We start from the raw sequence: 24,237 nt of genomic DNA, 5'->3' as shown, positions 1-24,237 counted from the left end.
CGTCAATCGAACGTGTTGGCAGCGATATACGCCTTTGGGCGCAAGAACGCAAGGACGGGCTCACACGCGCTCGAAATCGAAGAAGACCGGCGCGCAATCGCCAAGATTCTTGGATTCATAACGCGTGGTCAGATGATCGGCGGGTGGCCTACGCCAGTCGTCGGCCGTCCGGGCTTGCCATTCCAGTCCCGTCGCACGCCGCAATATCCACAGCGCGTGATCGGCATAGGCTTTCACATCCGTCGCCACACGCAGCTGGCCGCCGGGTTTGAGGAGCCGGACGAATTCCGCCGCGGTCTCGTCCTGCACGAAGCGCCGCTTGGCATGCCGCGCCTTGGGCCAGGGGTCCGGAAACAGCAGGAAGATCCGGTCGAGGCATTGATCCGGCATACGATCCATGACCTCGCGCGCATCACCCTCCAGCAGCCGGACATTCGTCAACCCGGCCGCGTCGATCTGCGTTAACGCCTTGGCCACGCCGTTGAGAAATGGCTCAACGCCCAGATAACCGGCGTCCGGATGGCGTTGTGCTTGTCCACTGAAATGCTCGCCGCCGCCGAAGCCGATCTCGAGCACGTGCGCCGATTTGTTCGGCAGCAGATCGGCCGGTTTGACCGCGCCCGCTTCGGGAATTGCGATCTGCGGCAACAATTCATCCACAAGTGATTGCTGCCGCGCCGACAGGGTTCGCGACTTGGTGCGCCCGAATGTGCGCAGGCGCTTGTCGTCAGGCGAGCGTTTTGAGCTCATCGACGAGATCGAGTTGTTCCCAGGAGAAACCGCCATCATCGTCCGGATTGCGTCCGAAATGCCCATATGCCGCGGTCCGCGCATAGATCGGGCGCGACAGGCCGAGGCGCTCGCGGATACCGCGCGGCGAAAGGTCGGCGACCTGCATCAGTGCATCTTCCAGCTTGGCCTCGTCGACCTTTCCGGTGCCGTGGAAATCGACATAAAGCGACAACGGCTTGGAGACACCGATCGCATACGACACCTGGATCGTGCATTTCTTCGCAAGCCCGGCGGCGACAACATTCTTGGCCAGCCAGCGACAGGCATAGGCTGCCGAGCGGTCCACCTTTGTCGGGTCCTTGCCGGAAAACGCTCCGCCACCGTGCGGCGCGGCACCGCCATAGGTGTCGACAATGATCTTGCGGCCGGTCAGACCCGCATCACCGTCGGGGCCGCCGATGACGAAATTGCCGGTCGGATTGACATAGAACTCGTCTTCCGGCGGGAACCAGCCTTCCGGGAGAACATCTTGGACGATTGGCCGGACCAGTTCGCGGACATCTTCCGGTGTCAGCCCCTCGCGATGCTGGGTCGACACCACGACCGACGTCACGCCGACGGGTTGTCCGTTTTCGTAGCGCAACGTCACCTGCGACTTGGCATCAGGTTCGAATTCGGGGCGCTGCGCATTCTTGCGCTGCCGCGCCATCGCCTTGAGGATCTGGTGCGAATACTGGATCGGTGCCGGCATCAGCTCGGGCGTTTCATCCGTCGCATAACCGAACATGATGCCCTGGTCGCCAGCACCTTCGTCCTTGTTGCCGGCTGCATCCACGCCCATTGCAATGTCAGCCGACTGTTCGTGCAGATAATTGTCGAAGGCCGCCGTGCGCCAGTGAAAACCGGCCTGTTCGTAACCGATATCGCGGACCGCAGCCCTGGCGACGCCCTCGATCTCGTCGGCATGCACCGGATTGGCGGAACGCACCTCGCCCGCAAGCACGATGCGGTTGGTCGTGGTCAGGGTCTCGCAAGCGACACGCGCTTCCGGGTCGCGTCCGAGGAACAGGTCGACAACGGCATCAGATATCCGGTCGCAGACCTTGTCAGGATGCCCTTCCGAGACGCTCTCGGACGTGAAGATGTAGGAATTCCGGCTCACAGCGCTCTGCCTTTCATATAAAGATGTCTTTATATGATCTGCCGATTACGCGCTTCCAGAGCCTGGCGCAACCGATTGGCGATGAATCGCCGAAGTTTTGTCAGCTTGCGCCGGATTCCGCTTCGTCCTCGTCAGCCAGCGACCGGACAAGCTCGAGCACGCGCCGACGTACCTTTGGCGTCCTGATCCGCGAGAAGGCTTCCGCAAGAGCGACGCCATCGGAACTCTGAATGAATTCATAGACGATCGGGTCCTGGTCGGTCTCCGCGACGCCTTCTGCAGTCACGCCTGACAGGCCCTCGAAAAAGAAATTCACGGGAACATCCAGAACCTTCGACAGGCTGAACAGGCGGCTTGCCCCGATCCGGTTCGCCCCGCGCTCATACTTCTGGACCTGCTGGAACGTTACACCGAGCTCGTCGCCAAGTTTCTCCTGACTCATCTTCAGGAGTTGACGTCGGAGTCTGACACGCGACCCCACATGTGCGTCAATCTGGTTGGCTTCTCTCGGGTTTCGTTTCATGGCCACCCCCCGGCAATGACATTTACAAGATCGTCCTTCAGTTCAGGAGTTAACCTAAATTTCCTGTAATACGAGGGCAATTTGCACACCTGTCTGTCTTTTCTCACTTTCCTAGTTTGCGCCGAATGCCGATCGTCACAACACCAATTATGCTTAGGCCGTACAGCAACCAGAACAGAAAGCCGCGAGTATTCACGAAAAAGGTTTGCTCGATTGCATTTGGCAGGCGGACATCAGTCACGCCATTCGCGCGCCGGTCGATCACCACCGGCATCCGGCCATAGGGGTCAATAACCCCGGAAAAACCACGCGAAGCCGAGCGAATGATCGGCAGCCCGGTCTCGATGGCGCGGTAGCGCGTGATGTTGAGATGCTGCCGCGGCCCGGCTGTCGGCCCGAACCAGGCATCATTGGAGACGTTGAGGATCCATTCCGGCCGGTCCGCGCCTTCGGGCACCAGGCCGGAAAAGACCACTTCATAGCAGATCAGCGGCGTAAATGGCGGCGCACCCGTATTGTCGAGGACAATGATGTCCTCGCCCGGCGAATACCCGACCACCAATTCCTGCAAAGATGGAATATCGAAGGCCGACAGCAGGTCGCCCAGCGGCACATACTCGCCAAACGGCACCAGATAGACCTTGTCATACAGACCCCGGACGCGCGGCCGGTTCTCATCGAAAGAAATGGCAACGAGCGAGTTGTAGTACCGGTATCCGTCCGTCTCCTGGCGCTCGCGCCGCGGCGTCCCGGCAAGCAACACCTGGTCTTCGGTCAGGATTTCCATCAACGACGAGATGGATCGGCCATCCTCGATCAGGAACAGCGGTAGCGCACCTTCCGGCCAGACAACATGGCTGACCTCGTCGACGCCTTCGCTGGCAGTCAGCTCGAGATACCGGTCACGCAGAAGATCCTCGCCGCCGGGTCCCCATTTCGTGCGCTGGTCGACATCGACGGAAACGATTCTGAATGTCAGATCGGGCTGATAACCGGAGTCGGCCCGGATCAGTCTCTGCGTTCCCGCCGCATAGAGAACTGCCAGCGTCAGCAGGCTGATCAGGACGGGTATCCGCTTGTGGATGACCGGCCCCGGACCGGCGAGCGTTGCGGGGCTGGTGAAGATCAGCAGCACAAGAAAACTCAGTCCCCAGGCACCAAACCAGGAGACCGATTGGGAAACCGCGCCGCCGGCCGCAAAGACGTGGGCGGGAATGTTCCAGGGGAATTGGGTAAACGGCAGCCCCTTCAGGGCCTCTGCCGCAAGCAGCAGGATCGAAAGCACGATAATGCGCTCGGGCCCGCGAACACCGAGCCGCGCATAAAGCGCGCCGGCAGCGCCCCAGAACAGCGCCAGGAAAGCCCCGCCACCGATCGCCACCAGGGGCCCGAAAAAGACAAACACCCCGCCGCGATTCCAGAATGCAAAGGCCACCCAGAACACGCCGATGCCCAGATACGCCCAGGCAAAGACAAAGGCCCGCCAGAATCCCGAGCGCCAGGGGCGATCGGCTTCAAAGGACGCATCCAGCAGCCAGACAAGCCCGGTCAGTCCGATGACCAGAGCAGGAAAGATGTGTAGTGGGGCGGCCGAAAGGCCCGATACCAGTCCCAGTCCGACCAGTGCCAGAACCGCCCGCCATTTCGGCAAGGACAGCAACCAGCTTCGTAACGCGTCGGGAGAAAGATGATGTGCGAACCGCGCGATCATCCGTCTTGCCGTCATGCCGGTTCCCAGGATTTCGCGGCCGAATCCGTCGGTTTCGCCCGGCGCCGGATACGTAATCGCTTGATGCGGCGCGGATCGGCATCCAGCACTTCGAATTCGAAACCGCGCGGATGCGGAATCATCTCGCCGCGTTCGGGTATCCGTCCGGCCAGCATGAAGACCAGCCCGCCCAGCGTATCGACCTCGTCATCATCGCCCACCTCGAGAATACGGTGCCCGGTGATCGTCTCCAGCTCGTCGATCGTTGCCCGCGCATCCGCGACCCAGACATTGTTGCCCTTGGGAACGATGCCCGGCGTCGATTCGTCGTCATGTTCGTCTTCAATGTCGCCAACGATGGGTTCGAGCAGGTCTTCAAGCGTCACCAGCCCGTCCGTGCCGCCATACTCGTCGACGACAAGGGCCAGATGCATGCGCCGGGCTTGCATCTTCAACAGCAGATCTATGGCCTTCATCGAAGGCGGCGCAAACAGGAGCGGCCGGCGGATGTCTTTCAGAATCCGGCGGTCCGACCAATCCGCGACGGGTTCGGACACGACCGGAACAAGCTGTGCCAGCACGTCCTTGATATGCGCAATCCCGACCGGGTCGTCGAGCGATTCCCGGTAGATCGGAAGCCGCGAATGCGCCGCGTCGGCAAAGGCCGTGATCAGCTCGCCCAAGGGGGTCGAGATCTCGATCCCAACAATATCGGCGCGCGGGACCATGACGTCCGCGACCTGCATCTGGTCGAATACCTGAACGTTTGCAGCAAAGCCGTTGTGGTCGCGAGTCTCGGAATCGCTCGAACTGCCAAGCAGCCGGCCAAGACGCGCGCGCCAACTTCGACTGTTGGAATCGTCACTCATGTCCGCACCTCATAGGGGTCGGAAATTCCGAGTTCCAAGAGCGCAGCTCGCTCCAATGCTTCCATGGTCTCTGCTTCCGTGTCGGTCTGATGATCCAGCCCCTGCAGATGCAGGAAGCCGTGAATGACCAGATGCGAAACATGATCCTCGACCGGGATAGCCTTTTCTTCCGCTTCACGGAAGACGGTTTCTCGACCGAGCGCAATGTCGCCAAGCCGGCCGCCCGCCACGCGGTGTGCCGGGAATGACAGGACATTTGTAGGCGATGCGCGGTCGCGGAAACGTGCGTTCAGCTCGGACATCTCGGCATCATCGGTAAACCGGATGCAGACCTCTCCCGGGACGGGCTGATCGAGCTGCTGCCGGGCAGCGCCAATCGCCGTCTCGCACAGCGTCGTCAACGCATCCAGTTTCGCCCAGCCCTCACTTCCGGCCTGGACATCGATCACCGGCAGGTCATTCCTTGTCATCGGCGTCGCGTTTTTCATAGGCATCGACAATACGGGCAACGAGATCGTGGCGCACGACGTCACGGCGATCGAACCGGATCATCCGCACCGCCTTGTCGCCTGTCAGTATGTCCAGAGCTTCCGGCAAGCCGGACGGTTGCCGGTGATCGAGATCGGTTTGCGTCGGATCGCCTGTGACCACCATGCGCGATCCTTCACCCAGGCGGGTCAGCACCATTCGCATCTGTGCCCGCGTCGCATTCTGCGCCTCGTCGACGATTACGAAGGCCCTGTTCAGCGTGCGGCCGCGCATGAAGGCCAGCGGTGCCACCTCGATCCGCTTGTCCTCGCGCAATTTTTCCATCTGCGAACGGCCCAGCGAATCGCTCAGCGCGTCCCATACCGGCAACAGATAGGGGTCCACTTTCTCGGCCAGGTCACCGGGCAGGAATCCCAGCTTCTCGCCGGCCTCGACCGCCGGGCGGGTGATGATCAGCCGGTCAATCGACTTCAGCGCCAACTGAGCGGCGCCATAGGCGACGGCCAGCAGCGTCTTGCCCGTGCCGGCCGGTCCGACGCCGAAAATGAGATCGCTGCCCTTCGTATCGTTCAGCGCCCGGATGTATTCCGCCTGTTTCGACGTGCGCGCCATGAAACTCGCACCCCGCGGCACGCGGATCACCGAGGAATCGGCGGCATTCGCCTGGGCGTCGTCATGATGCAGCACGGAGCGGACATCCGCCTCGTCGCAGGTCATCTGCTGCTCCAGGCGGCCATACAGCCGGTTCAGCACGCGTTTGGCTTCCAAGCGAAGGCGCGGCTCTGCGGCAGATATCTGGATTTGCCCACCGCCCGGGGCGGAGAGCCACACGCCGAGTTCCTCCTCGATGAGGATCAGGTACCGGTCGCCGGAGCCGGCAAGCAGCCGTACCCGGTCATCATCGTCGAAATGAAGGGTTTCGACAGGATCCTTGCGCGGTTTCGCAGCGCGGCTGCGGGATTTCCTGGAACTGGTCAAGCGGCGTCCGCCTCCGCAGACAATGCGCCGGTCAGCGAATTGCGGGTCGCCGCGACGATGTCGACTTCGGCGATCTTGCCGATCAGCTCTGCGGGAGCTTTGCAGTGCACGGCTTGCAGATAGGGCGAACGGCCATGCAGCTGGCCCGGTTCACGACCGGCCCGCTCGAACAGAACCGGAAGGCGACGCCCGATCTGTTGCGCGTTGAAGGCCGATTGCTGGGTTTCCAGCAGCGCCTGCAATCGCTGCAACCGGTCACTGGAAACGTCTTCCGGCACTTGCATCGGCAAGGCCGCACCCGGCGTACCGGGACGACGCGAATACTTGAAGCTGAACGCCGAGGCGTAATTGATCTCGCGCACGCCCTGCATCGTGGCTTCGAAATCGCCATCGGTCTCGCCGGGAAAGCCGACGATAAAATCGCCCGAGATCGCAATGTCCGGGCGGGCCGCGCGGATTTTCTCGATGATCCGCGCATAGTCCGCGAAGGTGTGCCGCCGGTTCATCGCCTTGAGTACCTTGTCCGATCCGGACTGCACCGGCAGATGCAGATAGGGCATCAGGCAGTCGAGCTCGGCGTGGGCAGCGATCAGCGCGTCATCCATGTCGTTGGGGTGCGATGTCGTGTAACGGATCCGGTCCAGGCCGCCGATCCGCGCCAGGTGATGCAGGAGCTGACCGAGCCCCCACGGCCCGTCGGCTTCCGATCCGGCCGGAGGCGAGCCATGGTAAGCGTTCACGTTCTGGCCGAGCAAGGTGATCTCGCGCACGCCCTTGGACGCGAGCTGGCGCGCCTCGTGGACGATCTGGTCGACCGGTCGTGACCATTCCGCGCCGCGCGTATAGGGCACCACACAGAAAGTGCAGAACTTGTCGCAACCTTCCTGAACCGTCAGAAAAGCCGAATACCCTTCGACATGTCGGTCACCGCCTAGCGCGTCGAATTTGGCGACCGGCTCGAACTCGGTTTCCAGCCGCTCCCCGCGCGCCCGGTGGGTCTGCGCAATCAGCTCCGGCAGCTTGTGATAGGTCTGCGGACCGACCACGAGATCGACCACCGGCGCCCGGCGCATGATTTCCTCGCCTTCGGCCTGGGCCACGCAGCCGGCCACGGCGATCGTCATCGGTGCGTCGGTATCCGCTTTCTCGTCCTTGTGGGCGCGCAAACGGCCAAGCTCGGAGTAGACTTTCTCGGCAGCCTTCTCGCGGATATGGCAGGTATTCAGGATGACGAGGTCGGCATCATCCGGCCGGTCCGATGGCTCATAGCCCAGGGGCGCGAGCACATCGCGCATGCGCTCGCTGTCATAGACATTCATCTGACAGCCATAGGTCTTGATGAAGAGCTTCTTGCGCGGTGGCGCCATGGTGAACCCGGATTTGCCAAAGAGGCGCGGGTTATGATGGAAAGCAACCGGAATCGCAAGCCCTGCCTAGGCTGTCACCTTGTGGCGTCCGATCACGCGCGCGATGATCACAACAGCGAACAAGGTCAGCACGCCTGCCAGCGCAAAGGGCGCGCCGGGGAAATAAAGCGCGGCGTCATGGTTCGAGAAATTGTAGAAGATGAACGTCATCAGGCCAGGGCCGAACACCGTCATCAGCGAGGACAGGCTGGTCGTGGCGCCCGACAACGCGCCCTGCATGTTGGCCGGAACCTGGTTCGACATGATGCCCTGCATCGCCGGCCCCCCGATGCCGGCAAGGGCTCCGAGCACGATGATGACGTACATTGCGGCCGTATTTGGGGCCAGTGCGTAACCGAAATAGGCCGCCGCGGCGATGGTGAAACCGGTGATCGCCGCCCGCTTTGCGCCCAGAGCCGGGATCGCCTTGCGTGCGAGATAACCCTGCACGAAAGCGGCCGTGACGCCGACCGCGCCCAGCGACAAGCCGACATCGGCTTCCGACCAGCCGAATTTCTCCGGCCCGTAATAGGCCCAGATTGCCGGTAGGGAGGCATGTCCCAGATAGAACAGCGCGAACGCGCCCAACAGGCCGAACACGATCGGGTATTGCCGCATTTGCAGCATCGCGCCGAACGGGTTGGCGTTGAACAGGCGGAATGGCCGGCGGTTCTCCTCGGTAAGGGTTTCCGGCAGGACGATGAAGCCGTACGCCAGGTTTGCGAATCCCAGCCCGGCGGCCACGAAAAACGGCAGGCGGTGATCGATCTCGCCCAGGAACCCGCCAATCACCGGGCCGATGATGAAGCCCAGGCCGAAGGCCGCGCCGATCAGGCCGAAATTCGCACCGCGCTTTTCCGGCGGCGAAACGTCGGCAATGTAGGCGCCCGCCGTCGTGTAGGTCGCGCCGAAAACGCCCGACAGCGTGCGGCCGATGAACAAGACCCAGAGATAGGGAGCCAGCCCCATTACCAGGTAATCCAGCGAGAAGCCGGCCAATGAAAACATCAACACCGGTCGTCGCCCGAAACGGTCCGACAGATTGCCGACGATCGGCGCGCAGACGAATTGCATGAAGGCGTAGATCGTCGCCAGCGCCCCGCCCCACAACGCCGCCTGCGGAAGCGACAGCCCGGTCAGGTCGACGATCAGTTGTGGGAGGACGGGGATGATGATACCGAGCCCGATCATGTCGACCAGGACCGTAATGAAAATGAAGGCCAGCGCATGCCGGCCGGGACGCCGTGAAATCATCTCGTCTCCTGCAGGCCTAGCGCTTGTCTTCAGCCTCGAGGGGAACGGCGTATAACTCCAGCCTGTGATCCACAAGCCGGTATCCGAGCTTGCGCGCGACAGCTTCCTGCAGGCGCTCGATCTCTTCGTTGACGAACTCGATCACCTCACCGGAACGCAAATCGATCAGATGGTCGTGGTGATCGTCGCTCGCCTCTTCATAGCGAGCCCGTCCATCGCGAAAATCGTGACGCTCGATAATGCCGGCTTCTTCGAAGAGCCGAACCGTCCGGTAAACTGTGGCAAGCGAGATTCGGTCATCTTCTGCAGCGGCGCGCCGGTGGAGCTCTTCGGCATCGGGATGGTCGTCTGCCGTCGAAAGAATGCGCGCAATGACCCGTCTCTGTTCGGTCATCCGCAGGCCTTTTTCGATGCAGAGCTGTTCGATGCGGTCCGGCATATCCTGTCCCCGTCAGTCCATGGGACCAGACATAAGCCGGTCATGCCGCTTCGTCTATCGCAGCGGTGACTTTTCCATGATCAGGGCATCAGACCCGTCGGAATAGTACCGGCTTCGTCGACCGGCTTCGCAATATCCGGCAGCGTGATAAAGCGCCTGCGCAGCAGTATTGCGGTCCGACACTTCGAGAAATATCCGCCTGTTGCCCGCTTCGTGCAACGCCGCTTCAGCCGCTGCGAGCAAACTTCGCGCGAAACCGCTGCGGCGGCAGGACGGATCGACCGCCAGGGTCAGGATTTCAGCTTCATCGGCCGCTTGCCGCACGAGGATGAAGCCGCCGGTTTCACCTGTCCCGGCGCGCAACGCCGTCACATTCGGTTCGCTGACCAGTTTCGCGATGTCGAGCGAGGACCAGCCCTGCGGAAAACAGCGGGCGTGGATTGCCGCGAGGTTTCCGCAATCCTGTTTGTCCACGTTCGCAATCATCATTGGCCGGCCGGCAGTTTCGCGTCCGGCGGCCGGGCATAGAACGGTTTCGGCGGATCGAAGGGCGCAATGGCCGATGCCGTGAGATCGAGCAGAGCCCCCGGATCCGGCGCGGCAATATCGATGGTGTCCGCAACGCCGGTGATCAGGCCGGCGCCACTGCCCAGTACCTGCTCGGGCCGCCACGACCGTACGAATTCCCGCCGTGCAGCCTCAACGCTCATCGTCGCGGGTTCCAGCGTTGCCTGACCGGCGCTGAAGGGTTGCAGCACGACGTCTCCGCGGCGCGCATCGTGAACTGCGATCCTGTCGCCGTCGGCACCGGCGCTGGCCACGTCCCAGGCAAGCCGCGTGATACCGACACAATTTGCTCCGACCGCCAGCGCCAGACCGCGCGCGAAGGCGACGCCGATACGGCTGCCGGCAAAGCTTCCGGGGCCAGTGCAGACGCCGATACGGTCGATATCGCGCGGTGAGAGCGAGACCGTTTCCAGAATATTTTCCACCAACGGCGCGAGGCGTTCAGCCTGCCCGCGCGCCATGGTTTCGCAATGCACGGCGTCTGGCTGCCCGGGAGCGCGCAGCGCCACCAGACAGCCTTGTCCCGTCGTGTCGATTGCCAGTATCCGCATGGGCGGGGCGTTTACAGGATTGTCGCCGCCTCGTCGAATGAAAGGCGCGGCAGGCGCGGGAACAAATTCTCACCCGAGCCGTAGCCGAGATTGACCAGGAAATTGGTTGTCCAGCTTGATCGCGCAGGGTCGGACTTGAAGAACTCCTTGTCGACCCCTTCGATCGAGAAGCCCGACATTGGCCCGGTATCGAGGCCCAGCGACCGGGCCGCGAGAATAAGATAGGCGCCCTGCAGCGTGCCATTGCGAATGCCGTGGTCCTCCGCGGCGTTTTTCATCATGTCACGGGCCCCGTCGAAGTGCGGGAAGAGTTTCGGCATATTCTCGTAGAATTCCGTATCCCAGGCGACGATCACGGTGACCGGCGCGGTCATCGTTTTCTCGACATTCCCGTCCATCAGGTAAGGCCTTAGCCGTGCTTTCGCAGCTTCCGACGACAGGAAGACAAAACGGGCCGGCGAATTGTTCATGCTCGTCGGCCCCATCTTCACGAGATCGTAGAGCGCTTCGAGCGTTTCATCCGGAACCGGTTTATCGGTCCACGCATAATGCGTGCGTGCCTCGCGAAAGAGCTGGTCGAGCGCATCATCGCGCAAGGCGGTATGGGAAGGATTTGAATCGCGCATCTTGTCCTCGGATCAATTACTGTACCCGGAGGAGATATTGCGGCGCCGGACGTATGTTTACCGTCCAGTCTGGAAAAACCGTCTATCCGACGGCGACCACTTCCCGGACTTCAGGCACATAATGCTTGAGCAGGTTCTCGATGCCGGATTTCAGTGTCAGGGTCGAGGACGGGCAGCCCGCGCAGGCGCCGCGCATCACCAGCGCCACGATACCGGTCTGCTCGTCGAATCCCTTGAAGATGATATCGCCACCATCGCGGGCTACGGCAGGACGCACGCGCGTGTCGATGATTTCCTTGATTTCCTTCGCAGGCCCGCTGTCGGGCTCGTACTCGGCTTCGCCTTCGCCGGCGTCGAACAGGGGTTGGCCGGATTGCAGCGCATCCATCAGCGTGCCGAACACGGCCGGCTTTATGTGCGGCCAGTCCACCGTCTCGTCCTTCGAGACCGAGACATAGTCCGCGCCACAGAATACGCCCGTCACGCCGTCGATGGCGAACAGTTCGCGCGCCAGCAGCGAGGCCTGCGCCTCCTCAGGCGTCGCGAACTCGCGCGGGTTGTCCGGCGCGATCTCGCGGCCGGGCAGGAATTTCATCGTATTCGGATTCGGGGTGTCTTCGGTCTGGATAAACATGGCGTGGGCCGTCCTCTGTCAGCCCCTGAATTGGCGCTTCTGGGCCTCGCCTGCAACCCTTCCCTATGTAAGCTGGTCGATCTCGTCACGAGACAGTCCGCCCGGCACGACCGTTACCGGTATCGCCCGCGCACCGGTCAGCCCGCGGCCGCGTGCCAGCGCCGTGACCAACGGACCGGGGCCTTCCCCGGCCTCCGCTGCGCCCAGAACGAGGATGGAAATGTGATCATCCTCCTCGATCAGCTTGGCCAGCGCTTCGCGTTTCTCGTCTTCGCGCAGGACCAGATCAGGTCGCTCGCCCATCACCGCCTCGGCGTCCTCGGCCAGCGTGTCGAGCAATTCCGTCGCGTCTTCCTCGGCCTCACGGCGCATGGTTTCCGATACCCCGATCCAGTGATCGAAATTGGACGGCTCGATCACCGCCAGCAACACCAGGCCGCAATCGGTCGCCTGTGCGCGCTTGGCGGCGAAATACAGCGCGGTCCGGCACTCTTCGCTCTGGTCCGCCACGACCAGGAATTTGCGGCGATGATCGCTCATGTCGCCTAGAATTGGCCTGACACGGCCCGTTCGTCCAGATAGGAATGCGCCCGATGACGATCGAGACTTATTCCAACCGGCACGCTGCCAACACGGCTGAACAGCAAATCTCGCTGGAATCCGAACGGATTGCAGTTGTCGAAGACGGTGTACTCAAACGCGCCATCCGATTGGCCGATGTTCGCGAAGTTCGGCTGTTCATTGGCATGGCCGGGCGCGACAGCCAGATCATCTGCCGCATCAGCGGTCATGACGGCACCCGAATCGCCTTCGGATCGCGGCGCTGGAAATCAGTCGGCGAATGGGACAATCACGCCGACGTTTTCCGCGTGTTCAACGCTGCCCTCCACGCCAGGCTGGAAGAAAGAGCGGACTCTGTCGCCTTCATAGAGGGCCAGCCGTTCTGGAGTGGAATCCTGTTGCCGGCAATCGGCCTGGGGCTCGCCGCGCTCGGCGCCGCATTCGCCGTCTATTTCCTGCGCGACGGCAATCCTCTGGCACTCGCTGGCCTGCCGGGAATGGCGATCGGTTTCTACCTCGCCTGGATCCTGCGGCCGCGGTCTCCGAAGCCTTACGATCCGGCGACTTACGCCAAAAGCGGCTAATACTCTGTTATTTGGCCGGGCGGCATCGAGCGCACCGCAAAACGGACCGGAACCTCGCCCGCATTCTGGAATTCCAGCACGCCGTCGACGCTATCGCCTTCGACCACGGTCGGCAGGCCGAATACCATCAGATGGCGACCGCCCGGCGTGAACACCAACGGTCCGGCATCGGTCAGCCGCTGCGGTCCGATTTCCCGCATCTGCATGACACCGCCCTCGCCAATGAAATGCCCGTGCAGTTCGACGCGTTCGGCGCCGTCAATGCGTACGCCGGTCAGCCGGTCTTCACTTCCCTCGGACAATTGCACGACGACATAGGCAGCAGTGACATCCCGCCCGCCCGGGTGCGGCCGCATCCAGCTGGCGCGCACATCGATGGCAGTGACCTGTTCGGAAACCGGTGCCTGATCGCCGCTGAACCCGACCTCCATCCGGTGGTCGGACATGTCCGTGCCGTTATCAGTCTCTGGTTCAGGGCCATTACAGGCCGCCAGGATCAATCCGGCTCCAAGAATACTCAGTACGCGCATCGCTTGCCTCCGCTGGCTGCCGCAACAGATGACATGCGGTTGCCGTGTCAGGAATGCGGCATAATCGCTAAGCGATCAGCCCCAGAACCCGACCATGCGCTTGGCGTCCGCCAAGACAGGCGCTGCAACCTCCCGGGCGCGGTCCGCACCAGCCGTCAGGATCCGGTCGATTTCGGCCGGGTCGGCCATCAGGCGATTATACTCGTCCACGACCGGCGTCAGCTTGGACACGGCCAGCTCGGCCAGTTTCGGCTTGAACGCACCGAAGCCCTGGCCGCCAAACTCGGCAATGACGTCCGCCTTGGTGGTCCCGGCGAGGGCCGCATAGATGCCGACGAGATTGCCGGCCTCGGGCCGCCCTTCAAGTCCGTCCACATGATCCGGCAGCGGTTCCGGGTCGGTCTTGGCTTTCTTGACCTTTTTCGCGATCGCATCCGCATCATCGGTCAGATTGATCCGCGCCAAATCCGACGGATCCGATTTCGACATCTTCTTGTTGCCGTCCTTCAAAGACATGATGCGGGTGCCGGCGCCTTCGATAATGGGTTCGGGCAACGGCCAGAAGCCTTCGCAATCATAATCCCGCATGAACCGGGCCGCGATATCACGCGCCAGTTCGAGATGCTGTTTCTGGTCATCGCCGACAGGGACATGGGTCGCCTTGTAGACAAGAATGTCAGCCGCCATCAGCACCGGATAGGTGAAGATGCCGACGCTCGCACGTTCCCGGTCGGACCCCGTCTTGTCCTTGAACTGGGTCATCCGCTCCATCCAGCCCAGACGGGCCACGCACTGCAGGATCCACGACAGTTGGGCATGGGCCGGGACCGCGCTCTGCGCGAAGATCGAGGACCGGTTCGGATCCACGCCGGCGGCCATATACGCCGCCGCCACCGACCGGACCGCGCCCGGCAGGGCTTTCGGGTCATGCGGCATGGTGATCGCATGCATGTCGACCGCGCAGTAAAAGCACTCGGCACCGCGCTCCTGCAGCTTCACCCAGTTCACCAGCGCGCCGAGATAATTGCCGAGATGAAGATTTCCGGTCGGCTGCATGCCGGAAAGGATTCGTTGGGGGCCGGAATAGGTCGGGGCGTCGGTCATGAAAGGGCTCGCAGCGACAGGTAATTGAAGCGCCGGGTTTAGCCGCGGGAGAATGCGCTTCGCAACTCCGAAATCCGCACGCCGCGAACGAGCAGCGCCGCTACGGCATAGACCAGCGATCCGATGCCGGTACCGATCACCGCTGCCAATAGCCGCGAGTCGAGCGCCCAGGGAATAATCTCCGCGCGCAAGATCTCAATGCCGGCCATTGCACCGCCGGCCATCGCCGCCGCCAGCAACAACCTGGGCAGGGCAGACAACAATCTGCGGTCCGGCGCAAACCCGCCACGGCGCGCCAGGAAAAAGCCGAGCAGGCCGGCATTGACCCAGCCGGCCAATGAGGTCGCGGCCGCCAGCCCGACATGTCCGCGATCCGGTGCAAACTCGCGGATCCAGAAAAACAATGCCGCGCCGATCGTGATGTTGAGCACCATCGATACGGCGGCAAACCGCATCGGCGTAGCCGTGTCCTCGCGCGCAAAGAAGCCGGGCGAAAATACCTTGATCAGCACGAAGGCCGGCAGGCCGACGGCAAACACCTGTACGGCCAGGCGCGTCGCCACGGCATCGGCCTCGGTGAAGGCGCCGCGCTGGAACAGGCCTTCGACCAGCAGCCCCGGCATCGCCAGCAGCGCAGCTGTCGCCGGCAGGGTCAGTGCCAGCGAGATCTCGATCGCGCGGTTGAGCGTGTCCGCCGCGCCCGCCTCGTCGCCGCCCCGCAACCGCTTCGACAAGGTCGGCAGCAGCGCGACGCCCATGGCGATACCGATCACGCCTAGCGGCAGCTGGTACAGGCGGTCGGCATAATAGAGCAGGGCGACAGCACCGTCCTGGAAGGTCGCGATCAGCTGGCTGATGACAATGTTGATCTGGGTCACGCCGCCGGCGATGGCGCCGGGCACGCCCAGCACGATCAGTCGTCGAACTTTCGGCGTCAGGCGCGGTAAGCGCAGCGTCAGCTTGATTCCGGCGCGGCGGCATCCCCAGTACAACAGCCCCGCCTGGACCAGGCCCGACACCGGCACCGCGATGGTGATCCACAAGCCGGTCGTCGCCGGATCGTCGGGCGCCAGCAGGAGAACCGCGACCATGATCACATTGAGCGCGATGGGGGCTGCAGCCGACAGCGCAAACCGGTCGTGCGCGTTCAGGGTTCCACCCATCATCGCGGTCAGCGAGACCAGCATCAGATAGGGCATCGTTATCTGGGTGAAGACCACCGCCATCTCGAACAGTCCGGGATCGTCGAGAAAGCCCGGAGCGATCAGCCGCATGATGGCCGGCATGAAGACCTGCGCCGCCACGGTCAGCACAGCGAGCACCACGATCATCACCGATAGCGTGTCGCGCACGAATGTGCGGGCGGCGTCTGCGCCGTCTCCCTCCAGCGTCCGCGCATATAGCGGGATGTAGGCCGAATTGAACGCGCCTTCTGCGAAGAAGCGACGGAACAGGTTGGGAAAGCGGAAGGCGATGACGAATGCATTCGCCACCGGGCCGGTGCCAAGTGCGGCGGCCAGCAGCATCTCGCGCACGAAGCCGAGGACCCGGCTGATGGCGGTCAATCCGCCAATCACGAAGGTGGAGCGCAACAGCTTCACGTGATCAGCGCCCCGCGCTCGCCCGGGCCCGGGCCAACCCGCGCGATCGGGCACGCGCCTCGACGCGCGCTTCTTCTTGCGCCAGCACAGCGAGAAGTTTTCCCCTTATCGCCTCGATTTCCTCGTTGTCCTTCAGCTTCTTGCCGTCCTTGAGCACGTAGAAAACGTCGGTTGCGCGCTCGCCATACCCGTCAATTCGCGCAGACTGCAATTCCAGACCGGAATCCGCGAGCGTTTGCGATAGGTCGGCAAGCAGGCCCGGCCGATCCCGTCCCGAAGCTTCTATCAGCGTCGCCGTTTCTGCCGCGCTGGCGTCAATGGACACGGACGGAATGACGGTAAACGCCGCAGCGCGTTGCGTTAGGCGGCGCGCCAGCTTTGTCAGGGTCCGCGTCTTCGACCCGGCTGCCGCCCGCCTCACCCTTTCTGCCAGCGCGTCGCGCGCCCGTTCGCGGTCGGCGCCATAGGGCTGACCGGACGCATCCTGGACATAGAAGACGTCAAAGGCCTGGCCGGACGTCGTCGTCGACACTTGCGCGCCCACAACATTGGCGCCCAGCTCGGCCAGCACGGAAACGATATCGGCAAACAGGCGCGGCCTGTCGGGCGCCGTCATCATGATTTCGGTCGCCGCGCGGCGCTTGTCGATCCGGGCCGCCGCCGCAACGATGTCGCCGCGATCCTTGGCGGCCCGGACAAAGGCGGCGTGCCGAAGTCGGTCGGAATCCGAGAAGGACAGCCAGTAGGCATCGTCCAGCTCACCGGTCCAGCGATCGGCGAAGCTCGAATCCACCCGGTTCAGCTTCTGGCGGAAGGCGTGGCGCGCCTCGTCGGCCTGGGCGCGGAGGATTTCGCGGATATCCGACGCTTCCTCGCTCGACGCATCGCTTTCGAGCACCGAGCGGGTCGCGACATAAAGATCGCGCAAGAGCTGGCCCTTCCAGCCATTCCAGATGCCCGGCCCGACCGCCCTGATGTCGATCACGGTCAGCACGGTCAGCAAGTTCAATCGCTCGAGCGTCTCGACCTCGCGCGCGAACTCGATCACCGTTTGTGGATCACCGATATCCCGGCGTTGCGCCGTATCGCTCATCAGGAGGTGGGAGCGGACCAGCCACGCCACCAACTCGGTTTCCGCCTTCGGCAGGCCGAGACGGGTACACGCAGAGCGTGCCTGCATTGCGCCTTCGACACACTGATCGCCCTTGCCCTTTCCGGTATCGTGCAGCAGCGCCGCAAGATGCAGCGCCCTTCGGTTCTTGATGTCGTGGATGACGCGGGTGGCGATTGGGTGGTCGGCTTCCAGGTCGCCATTTTCAATGTCGCGCAAAACACCGATCAAATTCAGCGTGTGCTCGTCGACCGTGTACCGATGATACATGTTGAACTGGGTGCGCGCGACGATTTCGCCGAACTCCGGAATGAACTGACCCAGGAGGCCCGCCTCGGTCATCAGCCTTAACACCAATTGCGGCGCGGCCGAATCAAGCAGGATCGAGAAGAACACGCGCACAGCGCGCGGGTCGGACCGGAAATCGTCGTCAACGCGGCGAATGTTCTGACCGACGGCGGCGATCGCATCGGGATGCAGATCGGCCCCCATCGCCGAGGCGGCCCAGAACAGGCGCATCAGCAGCACAGGATCCTTCTCTATGGTTGCCGCGTCATCGAAATCGAGACGCCCGTCCACCAGCCGGAAGGCTTCGTCCACCGGTTCGCCCAACGCATCCTGTCGCGGCAGGAAGCGCGCCAACCCGCGAGGGCGCGATTTGCGATGGTCGGCTTCGAGCTTGGCGCATACCAGGCGGGTCAGGCCGCCAACATCCATTGCCGTCAGGAAATAGCGCCGCATGAATCGTTCGACCGCGCTTTCCGCCTCGGCATCGTCAAAGCCCATTCGCGCCGCGATCTCGGGCTGGATATCAAAGGTCAGCCGATCGTCCTTGCCGCCAACGATGGCATGAATGTGAAATCGGATCGTCCAGAAAAAATCGGCCGCACGCAGGTATTTCTCGACATCGGACACGGTCAGCAGGCCGGATGAAACCCAGCGCTCGAATGCGTCGGCCCCGTACAGGAATTGCGCCAGCCAGCGCAGCAATTGCAGATCGCGCAGCCCGCCCTTGGACTCCTTCACATTGGGCTCGACCGTATAGCGGGACGCCCCGGCCTTGCGGATGCGGGCATCGCGCTCATCTAGCTTCGCTTCGACAAAGGCGGCACCGCTGGACAAGGCCTCTTCTCGCAGCTTGCGCCGCAGGATTTCGGCGAGAGTCGGATTGCCGGCCAGATGCCGCAGCGACAGCATTGATGTCCGTTCACCGATATTCTCGCGCGCAATCTCGAGGCTTTCATCGACCGTGCGGGTCGCTCCGCCGCCAATATCGAGTCCGCAATCCCAGAAGGCCTGAATGAGCTGCTCCAGGAATTCGTCATGCGTGGGCCGCGCCTGCTTCGGCTTCAGGAAAAGCAGGTCGATATCCGATCGCGGCGCTAATTCCCCGGCGCCATAACCGCCAATCGCTGTCAGCGATATTTCCTGGCCGGCCTCGCCATGCCCGGCTGCAACCGAATCGAAGACTGCGGCTAGGGTCGCATTCATCACACCGGACAGGAATCGCGCGGCTTCCAGCCCGCCCGCAGCACCGCGGAGCTTGTCGCTGGCGGCCTCCCGGCCCGCAGCAATCGCGTCCTTGATTCGCGTTATGGCCGCCTGCCGTGCAGGAAGGTCGGTCCAGCCCTTCTCACCGAGTGCCGCCGCCAGCTCGGCGCGCAGCTTTAGGCCGTCCAGCGCGGCGGGAAGAGCGGAAACCAGCATGACGGGAGTCTATCCTGCTGTATTCACAGCGTCACTCATTCTCTTCGTCGGCGAGGCGTTTGAGCTCGTACAGGCAGTCCAGCGCCTCGCGCGGGCTCAAATGATCGGGATCGATGCGCCGCAGCCTTTCGGCGAACACGGAGGGTTGCCGGGGAGCCTCGGCTATCGTTGTGGAGAATAGCGGCAGATCCGCGAGCGCGGCCGAGGGTGCATCCTCGCTTTCCAGCCGGTTCAGGATTGTCTTGGCACGCGCAATGGCGGCTTTCGGCAGGCCCGCCCGGCGCGCGACCTCGATACCGTAGGACTTGTCGGCCGGCCCGTCTGCGACCTGGTGCAGGAAGACCAGCTCGCCCTGCCATTCCTTTGCCTTGAGACTGACATTGTCTGCCAGGTCCAGCTCCTCGGCCAACCGAGTGAGCTCGTGATAATGCGTTGCAAACAGGGCGCGACACCGGTTGACCTCATGCAGGTGTTCGGCCGCCGCCCAGGCGATCGACAGCCCGTCAAAAGTCGAGGTGCCGCGTCCGACTTCGTCTAAAATGACAAAACTGCGGGTTGTCGCCTGGTTCAGAATGGCCGACGTTTCCACCATCTCGTTCATGAAGGTCGAGCGCCCGCGCGCCAAATCGTCTGCCGCCCCGACGCGCGAAAACAGTCGATCGGCCAGGCCGATCTCGGCCGAAGCTGCCGGGACGTAGAGCCCTGCCTGGGCGAGTATCAGCATCAGCGCGTTCTGCCGTAAATAGGTCGACTTGCCGGCCATGTTCGGGCCGGTGACGAGTACGAGCCGCGCCGCATCCTCGCTAAGCGTACAATCATTCGGCGTAAATCCGGCCTCGCCGGAAGCCTTCAGCGCCGCTTCGACAACCGGATGGCGGCCGCTCTTCACCCGGAACACCGGCGCATCATCGATTTTGGGGCGCGTCCAGTTGCGATTGGAAGCCAGCTTTGCATTGGCGCAGGCAACATCGATTTCGGCCAGCGCGCGGGCTATGACACGGATGTCTTCGGCCAGCACTTCGACGCGCTCCCGGAATCCCTCGAACGCTTCCGTCTCGAGGGCAAGCGCCCGATCGGCCGCGCCGGAAATGCGGCTTTGCAGCTCCGCCAGCTCGGACGTTGTGAAGCGCAGCGCGTTCGCCATGGTCTGGCGGTGAATGAAATCCGGATTGTCCATCAGCGGATCGGCCTGCCTGGCCGTCACCTCTATGAAATAGCCCAGAACGTTATTGTGCTTGACCTTGAGGTTCGAAATGCCGGTTGCCTCGGCATAGGTTTTCTGCAAACCGGCGATCAGCTTTCGTGAATCGTCCCGCAGCAGGCGCGCATCGTCGAGCGCCGCGATCCAGCCTTCCGCGATGAACCCGCCATCCCGAACAGCCACGCCCGGCGACTCCACGAGCGCGGCGGCAAGGTCCTCGCCCAGCTTGTGCAGGGCGGCATGCGCACTGACATCGAGCAGCCCTGCCAGGGCGGCCAACCGGTCGGGAATTTCCAGATTCTTCGCCGAACCGAGAAGCGCCGATAGCGCCTGCGCTTCCCTCAAGCCCTGACGCAAGGCTGCGAGGTCGCGAGGGCCGCCGCGCGACAGGACCAGGCGGGAAGCAGCCCGTTCGGGATCTCCGGCCGCTTTCAGATGTTCTCGCACCTGGTCACACACCGGGGAGCCCAGGAAATGCGTCAACAGGTCCTGCCGCGCCCGGATCACATCAATGTCTGTCGACGGCCGCGTCAGCCGCGCCGCGAGCAATCGCGCACCTGGGGCCGTCACCGTCTCGTCGATCACCTCCAGCAGCGAGCCCTTGCGATCGCCTGACAAAGTGCGGTCGATTTCCAGGCTGGCGCGGGTCGCCGGATCGATCAGCAGGGTGTGGCCCGCCTTCACCTGCCGGGGCGGCGACAGTTTCGCCGGTGCCCCGGCCTGTGCCAGTTCGAGGTAGTCGAGCAGCGCGCCCAGTGCCGCCAGCTCGGCCGCTGCGAAATCGCCGAACGCGTCCAGCGACTGGACATCGAATCGTGATTTCAACCGCCGTTCGCCAGATCGCGGATCGAACTTGGCGCGCGCCTGCAGCGTGATCCGGTTGGCCGCGATCCAGTCGCGCGCCGCCACATAGCGATCTTCCTGGACCAGCAGCTCGGCAGGGCCCAGCGCACTGATCTCTGCGGCGATGAGCACCGGATCAACGGCGCAGACGGCAAACTCGCCGGTCGAGATCTCAGCCCAGGCCAGCGCGGCGCCGCCGGACGCAATTTCCGCCAGTGCGGCGATCCGGTTCGAGCTGCGCGCATCCAGCAGCGCATCCTCGGTCAGCGTGCCGGGCGTGACGATCCGCGTCAGTCCGCGTTCGACGGTTTTTGACCCCCGCGCCTTCGCCGCCGCCGGATCCTCCAGCTGTTCGCCGACTGCGACCTTGAAGCCGGCCTTGATCAGCCGCGCCAGATAGGCTTCCGCGGTTGCCGCCGGGACCCCGCACATCGGAATCGGTTCGCCCTGGTGCTGCCCGCGCTGGGTCAGCGCGATATCGAGCGCTTCGGCGGCACGCTTGGCATCGTCGAAGAACAATTCGTAGAAATCGCCCATTCGGTAGAAGAGCAAAGCATCCTTGGGTGTATCCTCACGCAGGGCAAGAAATTGCGCCATCATCGGCGTCGCGCCCTCGGGGCTCGGAAAGATGCGGTCGTTGAGTTCGGTCAGGGACATGGGCGCGGCGAAACTGGCCGGGATTGGCGGGCTTCGCAAGCGGTCATGACGCTTGCGTCGATAGCCTGCCGCGTTAGGTTCTCTGCACCCATCCTGACCTCCGAACCGGGAATGCTTCAATGCCCGACCGCACAAGCCCCGTGGCCGACGAAGACGCGCTGAAATTCCACAGCCAGCCGACCCGCGGCAAGCTCGCCTTGCAGCCGACCAAGCCAATGGCAACCCAGCGCGACCTGTCGCTGGCCTACTCGCCCGGCGTTGCCGCACCAGTGAAGGCGATCGCCGCGGATCCGGACGCCGTCTACGAGTACACGTCCAAGGGCAATATGGTCGCCGTTGTCTCCAATGGCACGGCGATTCTCGGCCTCGGCAATCTCGGCCCGCTGGCATCCAAGCCGGTGATGGAAGGCAAGGCTGTTCTGTTCAAGCGCTTTGCCGACATCGACGGTATGGACATCGAGGTTGCCGAGGACGATCCGGACCAGTTCATCGAATGCGTCGCCCGCTTTGGTGAAACCTTCGGCGGCATCAATCTCGAGGACATCAAGGGCCCGGATTGTTTCATCATCGAGCAGAAACTCCGCGAGCGCCTCGACATTCCGGTCTTCCATGACGACCAGCACGGAACCGCCATCATCGCCGTCGCCGGCATCATCAATGCCTGCGAGATCACCAAGCGCGACATCTCCCGACTGAAAGTCGTGGTCAATGGCGCAGGTGCCGCCGGGATCGCGGTGCTGGAGCTTCTCAAGGCGATGGGCGTCAAAGCGCAGAACTGCATCCTGTGCGACTCGCGCGGACCGATTTACCAGGGCCGCGAAGACGGCATGAATCAGTGGAAGGCCGCACACGCCGCTCCCACTAAGGCCCGCACCCTGGCCGAAGCCCTCAAGGGCGCGGATTGTTTCCTCGGCCTGTCGGTCGCCGGGGCAGTCGACGAGGACATGGTCAAGTCGATGGCGAAGGACCCGATCATCTTTGCGATGGCCAACCCTGAACCCGAGATCCGGCCGGAAGTCGTCCGCAAGGTCCGAAAGGACGCCATCATGGCGACCGGCCGGTCGGATTATCCGAACCAGGTCAATAATGTGCTCGGCTTCCCCTACATTTTCCGCGGTGCACTCGATGTCCGGGCCCGGACCATCAATGAAGAGATGAAGATCGCCTGCGCCACTGCACTGGCCAATCTCGCCAAGGAGGACGTTCCCGACGAGGTCGCCGCCGCCTATCACGGCCAGCGCCCGAGTTTCGGCCGCGAATACATCATTCCTTCTCCCTTCGATCCGCGCCTGATCTCCTATGTCCCACCCTATGTGGCGCAAGCCGCGATGGACACCGGTGTCGCGCGCCGGCCCATCGACGACATGAGGGTCTACAAGGCGTCGCTGGCCCGCCGCCTCGATCCGACCGCCGCCCTGTTGCAGCGCATTCAGGGTGTCGTAGCCGGCAAGGGCAAGCGCGTCGTGTTTGCCGAAGGCGAGGAGCCCTCTGTCATCCGCGCCGCCTATGCCTTTCAGAACCAGGAATTGGGCGAAGCCATCCTGGTGGGCCGCGAGGAACAGACGCGCGCCAATATGCGTCTTGTCGGCGTGCCCGAAGACGCGCTCAGGATCGTCAATGCCCGCCTCTCGGAGCGCAACGCGGACTACGCCGCCTTCCTGTATTCACGGCTGCAGCGCGACGGCTTCCTGAAGCGCGACGTCCAGCGCCTGGTCAACAATGATCGCAACGTTTTCTCCGCCTGTATGGTCAAGCTCGGCGATGCCGACGGCTTGGTCACCGGCGTGACGCGGAATTACGATGCCGCTTTGCAGGACGTCTCGCGCGTGCTCGACCCCGCAGAGGGCGAATGCGTAATCGGTATGTCGATCGTGCTCGCCAAGAACCGCACGCTTTTCATTGCCGACACCAATGTCACCGAATTCCCCGATTCCGAGGCGCTGGCCGACATCGCTTGCGAGGCGGCCTCCGCCGCCCGGCGTTTCGGTTTCGATCCGCGCGTTGCCTTTCTGTCCTATTCGACTTTCGGCAATCCCGCCGGCCAGCGCTCCGAAAAGCTGCAGGCCGCGGTCAGCCTGCTCGACGAACGCGGTGTCGATTTCGAATACGAAGGCGAGATGGCGGCCGATGTCGCGCTCGACCCGGCACATCGGCTGCTTTACCCGTTTTCGCGCCTGTCAGGTCCGGCCAACGTCCTCGTCATGCCGGCCATCCACTCTGCCTCGATCGCCACGCGGCTGATGGGGGCAGGTGCCGGCGCGACCGTGCTCGGACCAATGCTTCTGGGCTTCGAGAAACCGGTCCAGATCGCACGGTTGGGTGCGCCGGTTACCGAGATCGCTACGCTGGCCGCGCTGGCCGCCTACGATTTGTCGCCGGAAGGCATAGCGGCGGAATAGG

22 protein-coding genes are annotated in these 24,237 nt (G+C 63.1%); 2 read left to right on the top strand and 20 right to left on the bottom strand.

What is annotated here, in order from left to right; translation table 11 throughout:
- Positions 1 to 60 precede the first annotated feature (60 nt).
- From trmB to ACOOFN_RS07420, 15 genes are all read right to left on the bottom strand, one after another.
- Positions 61 to 750, bottom strand: coding sequence for a tRNA (guanosine(46)-N7)-methyltransferase TrmB (gene trmB / locus ACOOFN_RS07490; protein WP_420430344.1), 690 nt, complete (start codon positions 748 to 750; stop codon positions 61 to 63).
- Positions 728 to 1,894, bottom strand: a complete 1,167-nt coding sequence (gene metK, locus ACOOFN_RS07485; protein ID WP_420430342.1) for a methionine adenosyltransferase — start codon at positions 1,892 to 1,894, stop codon at positions 728 to 730. Before metK ends, trmB begins: the two co-directional genes overlap by 23 nt.
- A gap of 100 nt (positions 1,895 to 1,994) precedes the next feature.
- Positions 1,995 to 2,417 carry a helix-turn-helix domain-containing protein gene (locus ACOOFN_RS07480; RefSeq protein ID WP_420430340.1) on the bottom strand — a complete coding sequence of 141 codons (423 nt, stop codon included), beginning with the start codon at positions 2,415 to 2,417 and terminating at the stop codon, positions 1,995 to 1,997.
- Positions 2,418 to 2,520: 103 nt separating this feature from the next.
- Positions 2,521 to 4,143, bottom strand: coding sequence for an apolipoprotein N-acyltransferase (gene lnt / locus ACOOFN_RS07475; RefSeq protein WP_420430338.1), 1,623 nt, complete (start codon positions 4,141 to 4,143; stop codon positions 2,521 to 2,523).
- Positions 4,140 to 4,994 (bottom strand): hemolysin family protein, encoded by an 855-nt coding sequence (locus ACOOFN_RS07470; protein WP_420430336.1) that lies wholly within the window; start codon positions 4,992 to 4,994, stop codon positions 4,140 to 4,142. Before ACOOFN_RS07470 ends, lnt begins: the two co-directional genes overlap by 4 nt.
- Entirely contained in the window at positions 4,991 to 5,464 is a 474-nt protein-coding gene (gene ybeY / locus ACOOFN_RS07465) for an rRNA maturation RNase YbeY (protein ID WP_420430334.1), read from the bottom strand. Before ybeY ends, ACOOFN_RS07470 begins: the two co-directional genes overlap by 4 nt.
- Complete coding sequence (locus ACOOFN_RS07460; RefSeq protein ID WP_420430333.1) at positions 5,451 to 6,461, bottom strand: PhoH family protein; 1,011 nt, start codon at positions 6,459 to 6,461, stop codon at positions 5,451 to 5,453. Before ACOOFN_RS07460 ends, ybeY begins: the two co-directional genes overlap by 14 nt.
- On the bottom strand, positions 6,458 to 7,828 hold the full coding sequence (gene miaB / locus ACOOFN_RS07455) for a tRNA (N6-isopentenyl adenosine(37)-C2)-methylthiotransferase MiaB (protein ID WP_420430331.1): 1,371 nt from the start codon (positions 7,826 to 7,828) through the stop codon (positions 6,458 to 6,460). The genes ACOOFN_RS07460 and miaB overlap by 4 nt, the downstream gene beginning before the upstream one ends.
- Positions 7,829 to 7,894: 66 nt before the next feature.
- Positions 7,895 to 9,121 (bottom strand): TCR/Tet family MFS transporter, encoded by a 1,227-nt coding sequence (locus tag ACOOFN_RS07450; RefSeq protein ID WP_420430329.1) that lies wholly within the window; start codon positions 9,119 to 9,121, stop codon positions 7,895 to 7,897.
- Between the two features lie 16 nt (positions 9,122 to 9,137).
- The gene (locus ACOOFN_RS07445; RefSeq protein WP_420430327.1) at positions 9,138 to 9,560 is read right to left on the bottom strand and encodes a Fur family transcriptional regulator; all 423 of its coding nucleotides are present in this window, start codon (positions 9,558 to 9,560) and stop codon (positions 9,138 to 9,140) included.
- Between the two features lie 54 nt (positions 9,561 to 9,614).
- Positions 9,615 to 10,049 (bottom strand): ribosomal protein S18-alanine N-acetyltransferase, encoded by a 435-nt coding sequence (gene rimI / locus ACOOFN_RS07440; RefSeq protein WP_420430325.1) that lies wholly within the window; start codon positions 10,047 to 10,049, stop codon positions 9,615 to 9,617.
- Positions 10,046 to 10,678 carry a tRNA (adenosine(37)-N6)-threonylcarbamoyltransferase complex dimerization subunit type 1 TsaB gene (gene tsaB / locus ACOOFN_RS07435; protein ID WP_420430323.1) on the bottom strand — a complete coding sequence of 211 codons (633 nt, stop codon included), beginning with the start codon at positions 10,676 to 10,678 and terminating at the stop codon, positions 10,046 to 10,048. The genes rimI and tsaB overlap by 4 nt, the downstream gene beginning before the upstream one ends.
- An 11-nt stretch (positions 10,679 to 10,689) precedes the next feature.
- Positions 10,690 to 11,304: a malonic semialdehyde reductase gene (locus ACOOFN_RS07430; protein WP_420430321.1), complete on the bottom strand. Its 615-nt coding sequence runs from the start codon at positions 11,302 to 11,304 to the stop codon at positions 10,690 to 10,692.
- Positions 11,305 to 11,386: 82 nt separating this feature from the next.
- Positions 11,387 to 11,938, bottom strand: a complete 552-nt coding sequence (locus tag ACOOFN_RS07425) for a NifU family protein (protein ID WP_420430319.1) — start codon at positions 11,936 to 11,938, stop codon at positions 11,387 to 11,389.
- A 63-nt stretch (positions 11,939 to 12,001) separates the two neighbouring features.
- Positions 12,002 to 12,478 carry a universal stress protein gene (locus ACOOFN_RS07420; protein ID WP_420430317.1) on the bottom strand — a complete coding sequence of 159 codons (477 nt, stop codon included), beginning with the start codon at positions 12,476 to 12,478 and terminating at the stop codon, positions 12,002 to 12,004.
- A 53-nt stretch (positions 12,479 to 12,531) separates the two neighbouring features.
- Here ACOOFN_RS07420 and ACOOFN_RS07415 point away from each other — a divergent pair, with 53 nt between their 5' ends.
- The gene (locus ACOOFN_RS07415) at positions 12,532 to 13,083 is read left to right on the top strand and encodes a hypothetical protein (RefSeq protein WP_420430315.1); all 552 of its coding nucleotides are present in this window, start codon (positions 12,532 to 12,534) and stop codon (positions 13,081 to 13,083) included.
- On the opposite strand, the gene ACOOFN_RS07410 is transcribed toward ACOOFN_RS07415, so the two are convergent.
- From ACOOFN_RS07410 to mutS, 5 genes are all read right to left on the bottom strand, one after another.
- Complete coding sequence (locus ACOOFN_RS07410) at positions 13,080 to 13,613, bottom strand: copper chaperone PCu(A)C (protein WP_420430313.1); 534 nt, start codon at positions 13,611 to 13,613, stop codon at positions 13,080 to 13,082. The two genes, ACOOFN_RS07415 and ACOOFN_RS07410, sit on opposite strands and share 4 nt — an antisense overlap.
- Before the next feature lie 75 nt (positions 13,614 to 13,688).
- Entirely contained in the window at positions 13,689 to 14,717 is a 1,029-nt protein-coding gene (gene trpS, locus ACOOFN_RS07405) for a tryptophan--tRNA ligase (protein ID WP_420430311.1), read from the bottom strand.
- A 38-nt stretch (positions 14,718 to 14,755) separates the two neighbouring features.
- Positions 14,756 to 16,318, bottom strand: a complete 1,563-nt coding sequence (murJ, locus tag ACOOFN_RS07400) for a murein biosynthesis integral membrane protein MurJ (protein WP_420430309.1) — start codon at positions 16,316 to 16,318, stop codon at positions 14,756 to 14,758.
- Positions 16,319 to 16,322: 4 nt separating this feature from the next.
- A complete protein-coding gene (locus tag ACOOFN_RS07395; protein ID WP_420430307.1) occupies positions 16,323 to 19,136 on the bottom strand; it encodes a [protein-PII] uridylyltransferase in 2,814 nt (937 codons plus the stop codon).
- Between the two features lie 31 nt (positions 19,137 to 19,167).
- Complete coding sequence (gene mutS / locus ACOOFN_RS07390; RefSeq protein WP_420430305.1) at positions 19,168 to 21,837, bottom strand: DNA mismatch repair protein MutS; 2,670 nt, start codon at positions 21,835 to 21,837, stop codon at positions 19,168 to 19,170.
- Positions 21,838 to 21,956: 119 nt separating this feature from the next.
- Between mutS and ACOOFN_RS07385 the strand changes: the two genes are divergently transcribed.
- Positions 21,957 to 24,236, top strand: coding sequence for an NADP-dependent malic enzyme (locus tag ACOOFN_RS07385; protein ID WP_420430303.1), 2,280 nt, complete (start codon positions 21,957 to 21,959; stop codon positions 24,234 to 24,236).
- Position 24,237 lies beyond the last annotated feature (1 nt).

It is taken from the genome of Hyphobacterium sp. (assembly GCF_965217055.1).
Lineage (GTDB): Bacteria > Pseudomonadota > Alphaproteobacteria > Caulobacterales > Maricaulaceae > Hyphobacterium.
Note: the sequence above shows the minus strand (reverse complement) of the source record. Positions and strands in the feature narration are given on the sequence as shown.

Bases quoted from the DNA above. Each gene is read 5' to 3' on its own strand.
- ACOOFN_RS07420 (WP_420430317.1), bottom strand. From the start codon at position 12,478: ATGAGCGATCATCGCCGCAAATTCCTGGTCGTGGCGGACCAGAGCGAA.
- ACOOFN_RS07480 (WP_420430340.1), bottom strand. From the start codon at position 2,417: ATGAAACGAAACCCGAGAGAAGCCAACCAGATTGACGCACATGTGGGG.
- trpS (WP_420430311.1), bottom strand. From the start codon at position 14,717: ATGACCGACGCCCCGACCTATTCCGGCCCCCAACGAATCCTTTCCGGC.
- ACOOFN_RS07410 (WP_420430313.1), bottom strand. From the start codon at position 13,613: ATGCGCGTACTGAGTATTCTTGGAGCCGGATTGATCCTGGCGGCCTGT.
- ACOOFN_RS07470 (WP_420430336.1), bottom strand. From the start codon at position 4,994: ATGAGTGACGATTCCAACAGTCGAAGTTGGCGCGCGCGTCTTGGCCGG.
- ybeY (WP_420430334.1), bottom strand. From the start codon at position 5,464: ATGACAAGGAATGACCTGCCGGTGATCGATGTCCAGGCCGGAAGTGAG.
- ACOOFN_RS07395 (WP_420430307.1), bottom strand. From the start codon at position 19,136: ATGCTGGTTTCCGCTCTTCCCGCCGCGCTGGACGGCCTAAAGCTGCGC.
- trmB (WP_420430344.1), bottom strand. From the start codon at position 750: ATGAGCTCAAAACGCTCGCCTGACGACAAGCGCCTGCGCACATTCGGG.
- ACOOFN_RS07385 (WP_420430303.1), top strand. From the start codon at position 21,957: ATGCCCGACCGCACAAGCCCCGTGGCCGACGAAGACGCGCTGAAATTC.
- ACOOFN_RS07450 (WP_420430329.1), bottom strand. From the start codon at position 9,121: ATGATTTCACGGCGTCCCGGCCGGCATGCGCTGGCCTTCATTTTCATT.
- ACOOFN_RS07430 (WP_420430321.1), bottom strand. From the start codon at position 11,304: ATGCGCGATTCAAATCCTTCCCATACCGCCTTGCGCGATGATGCGCTC.
- ACOOFN_RS07425 (WP_420430319.1), bottom strand. From the start codon at position 11,938: ATGTTTATCCAGACCGAAGACACCCCGAATCCGAATACGATGAAATTC.
- lnt (WP_420430338.1), bottom strand. From the start codon at position 4,143: ATGACGGCAAGACGGATGATCGCGCGGTTCGCACATCATCTTTCTCCC.
- rimI (WP_420430325.1), bottom strand. From the start codon at position 10,049: ATGATGATTGCGAACGTGGACAAACAGGATTGCGGAAACCTCGCGGCA.
- ACOOFN_RS07415 (WP_420430315.1), top strand. From the start codon at position 12,532: ATGACGATCGAGACTTATTCCAACCGGCACGCTGCCAACACGGCTGAA.
- tsaB (WP_420430323.1), bottom strand. From the start codon at position 10,678: ATGCGGATACTGGCAATCGACACGACGGGACAAGGCTGTCTGGTGGCG.
- mutS (WP_420430305.1), bottom strand. From the start codon at position 21,837: ATGTCCCTGACCGAACTCAACGACCGCATCTTTCCGAGCCCCGAGGGC.
- miaB (WP_420430331.1), bottom strand. From the start codon at position 7,828: ATGGCGCCACCGCGCAAGAAGCTCTTCATCAAGACCTATGGCTGTCAG.
- ACOOFN_RS07445 (WP_420430327.1), bottom strand. From the start codon at position 9,560: ATGCCGGACCGCATCGAACAGCTCTGCATCGAAAAAGGCCTGCGGATG.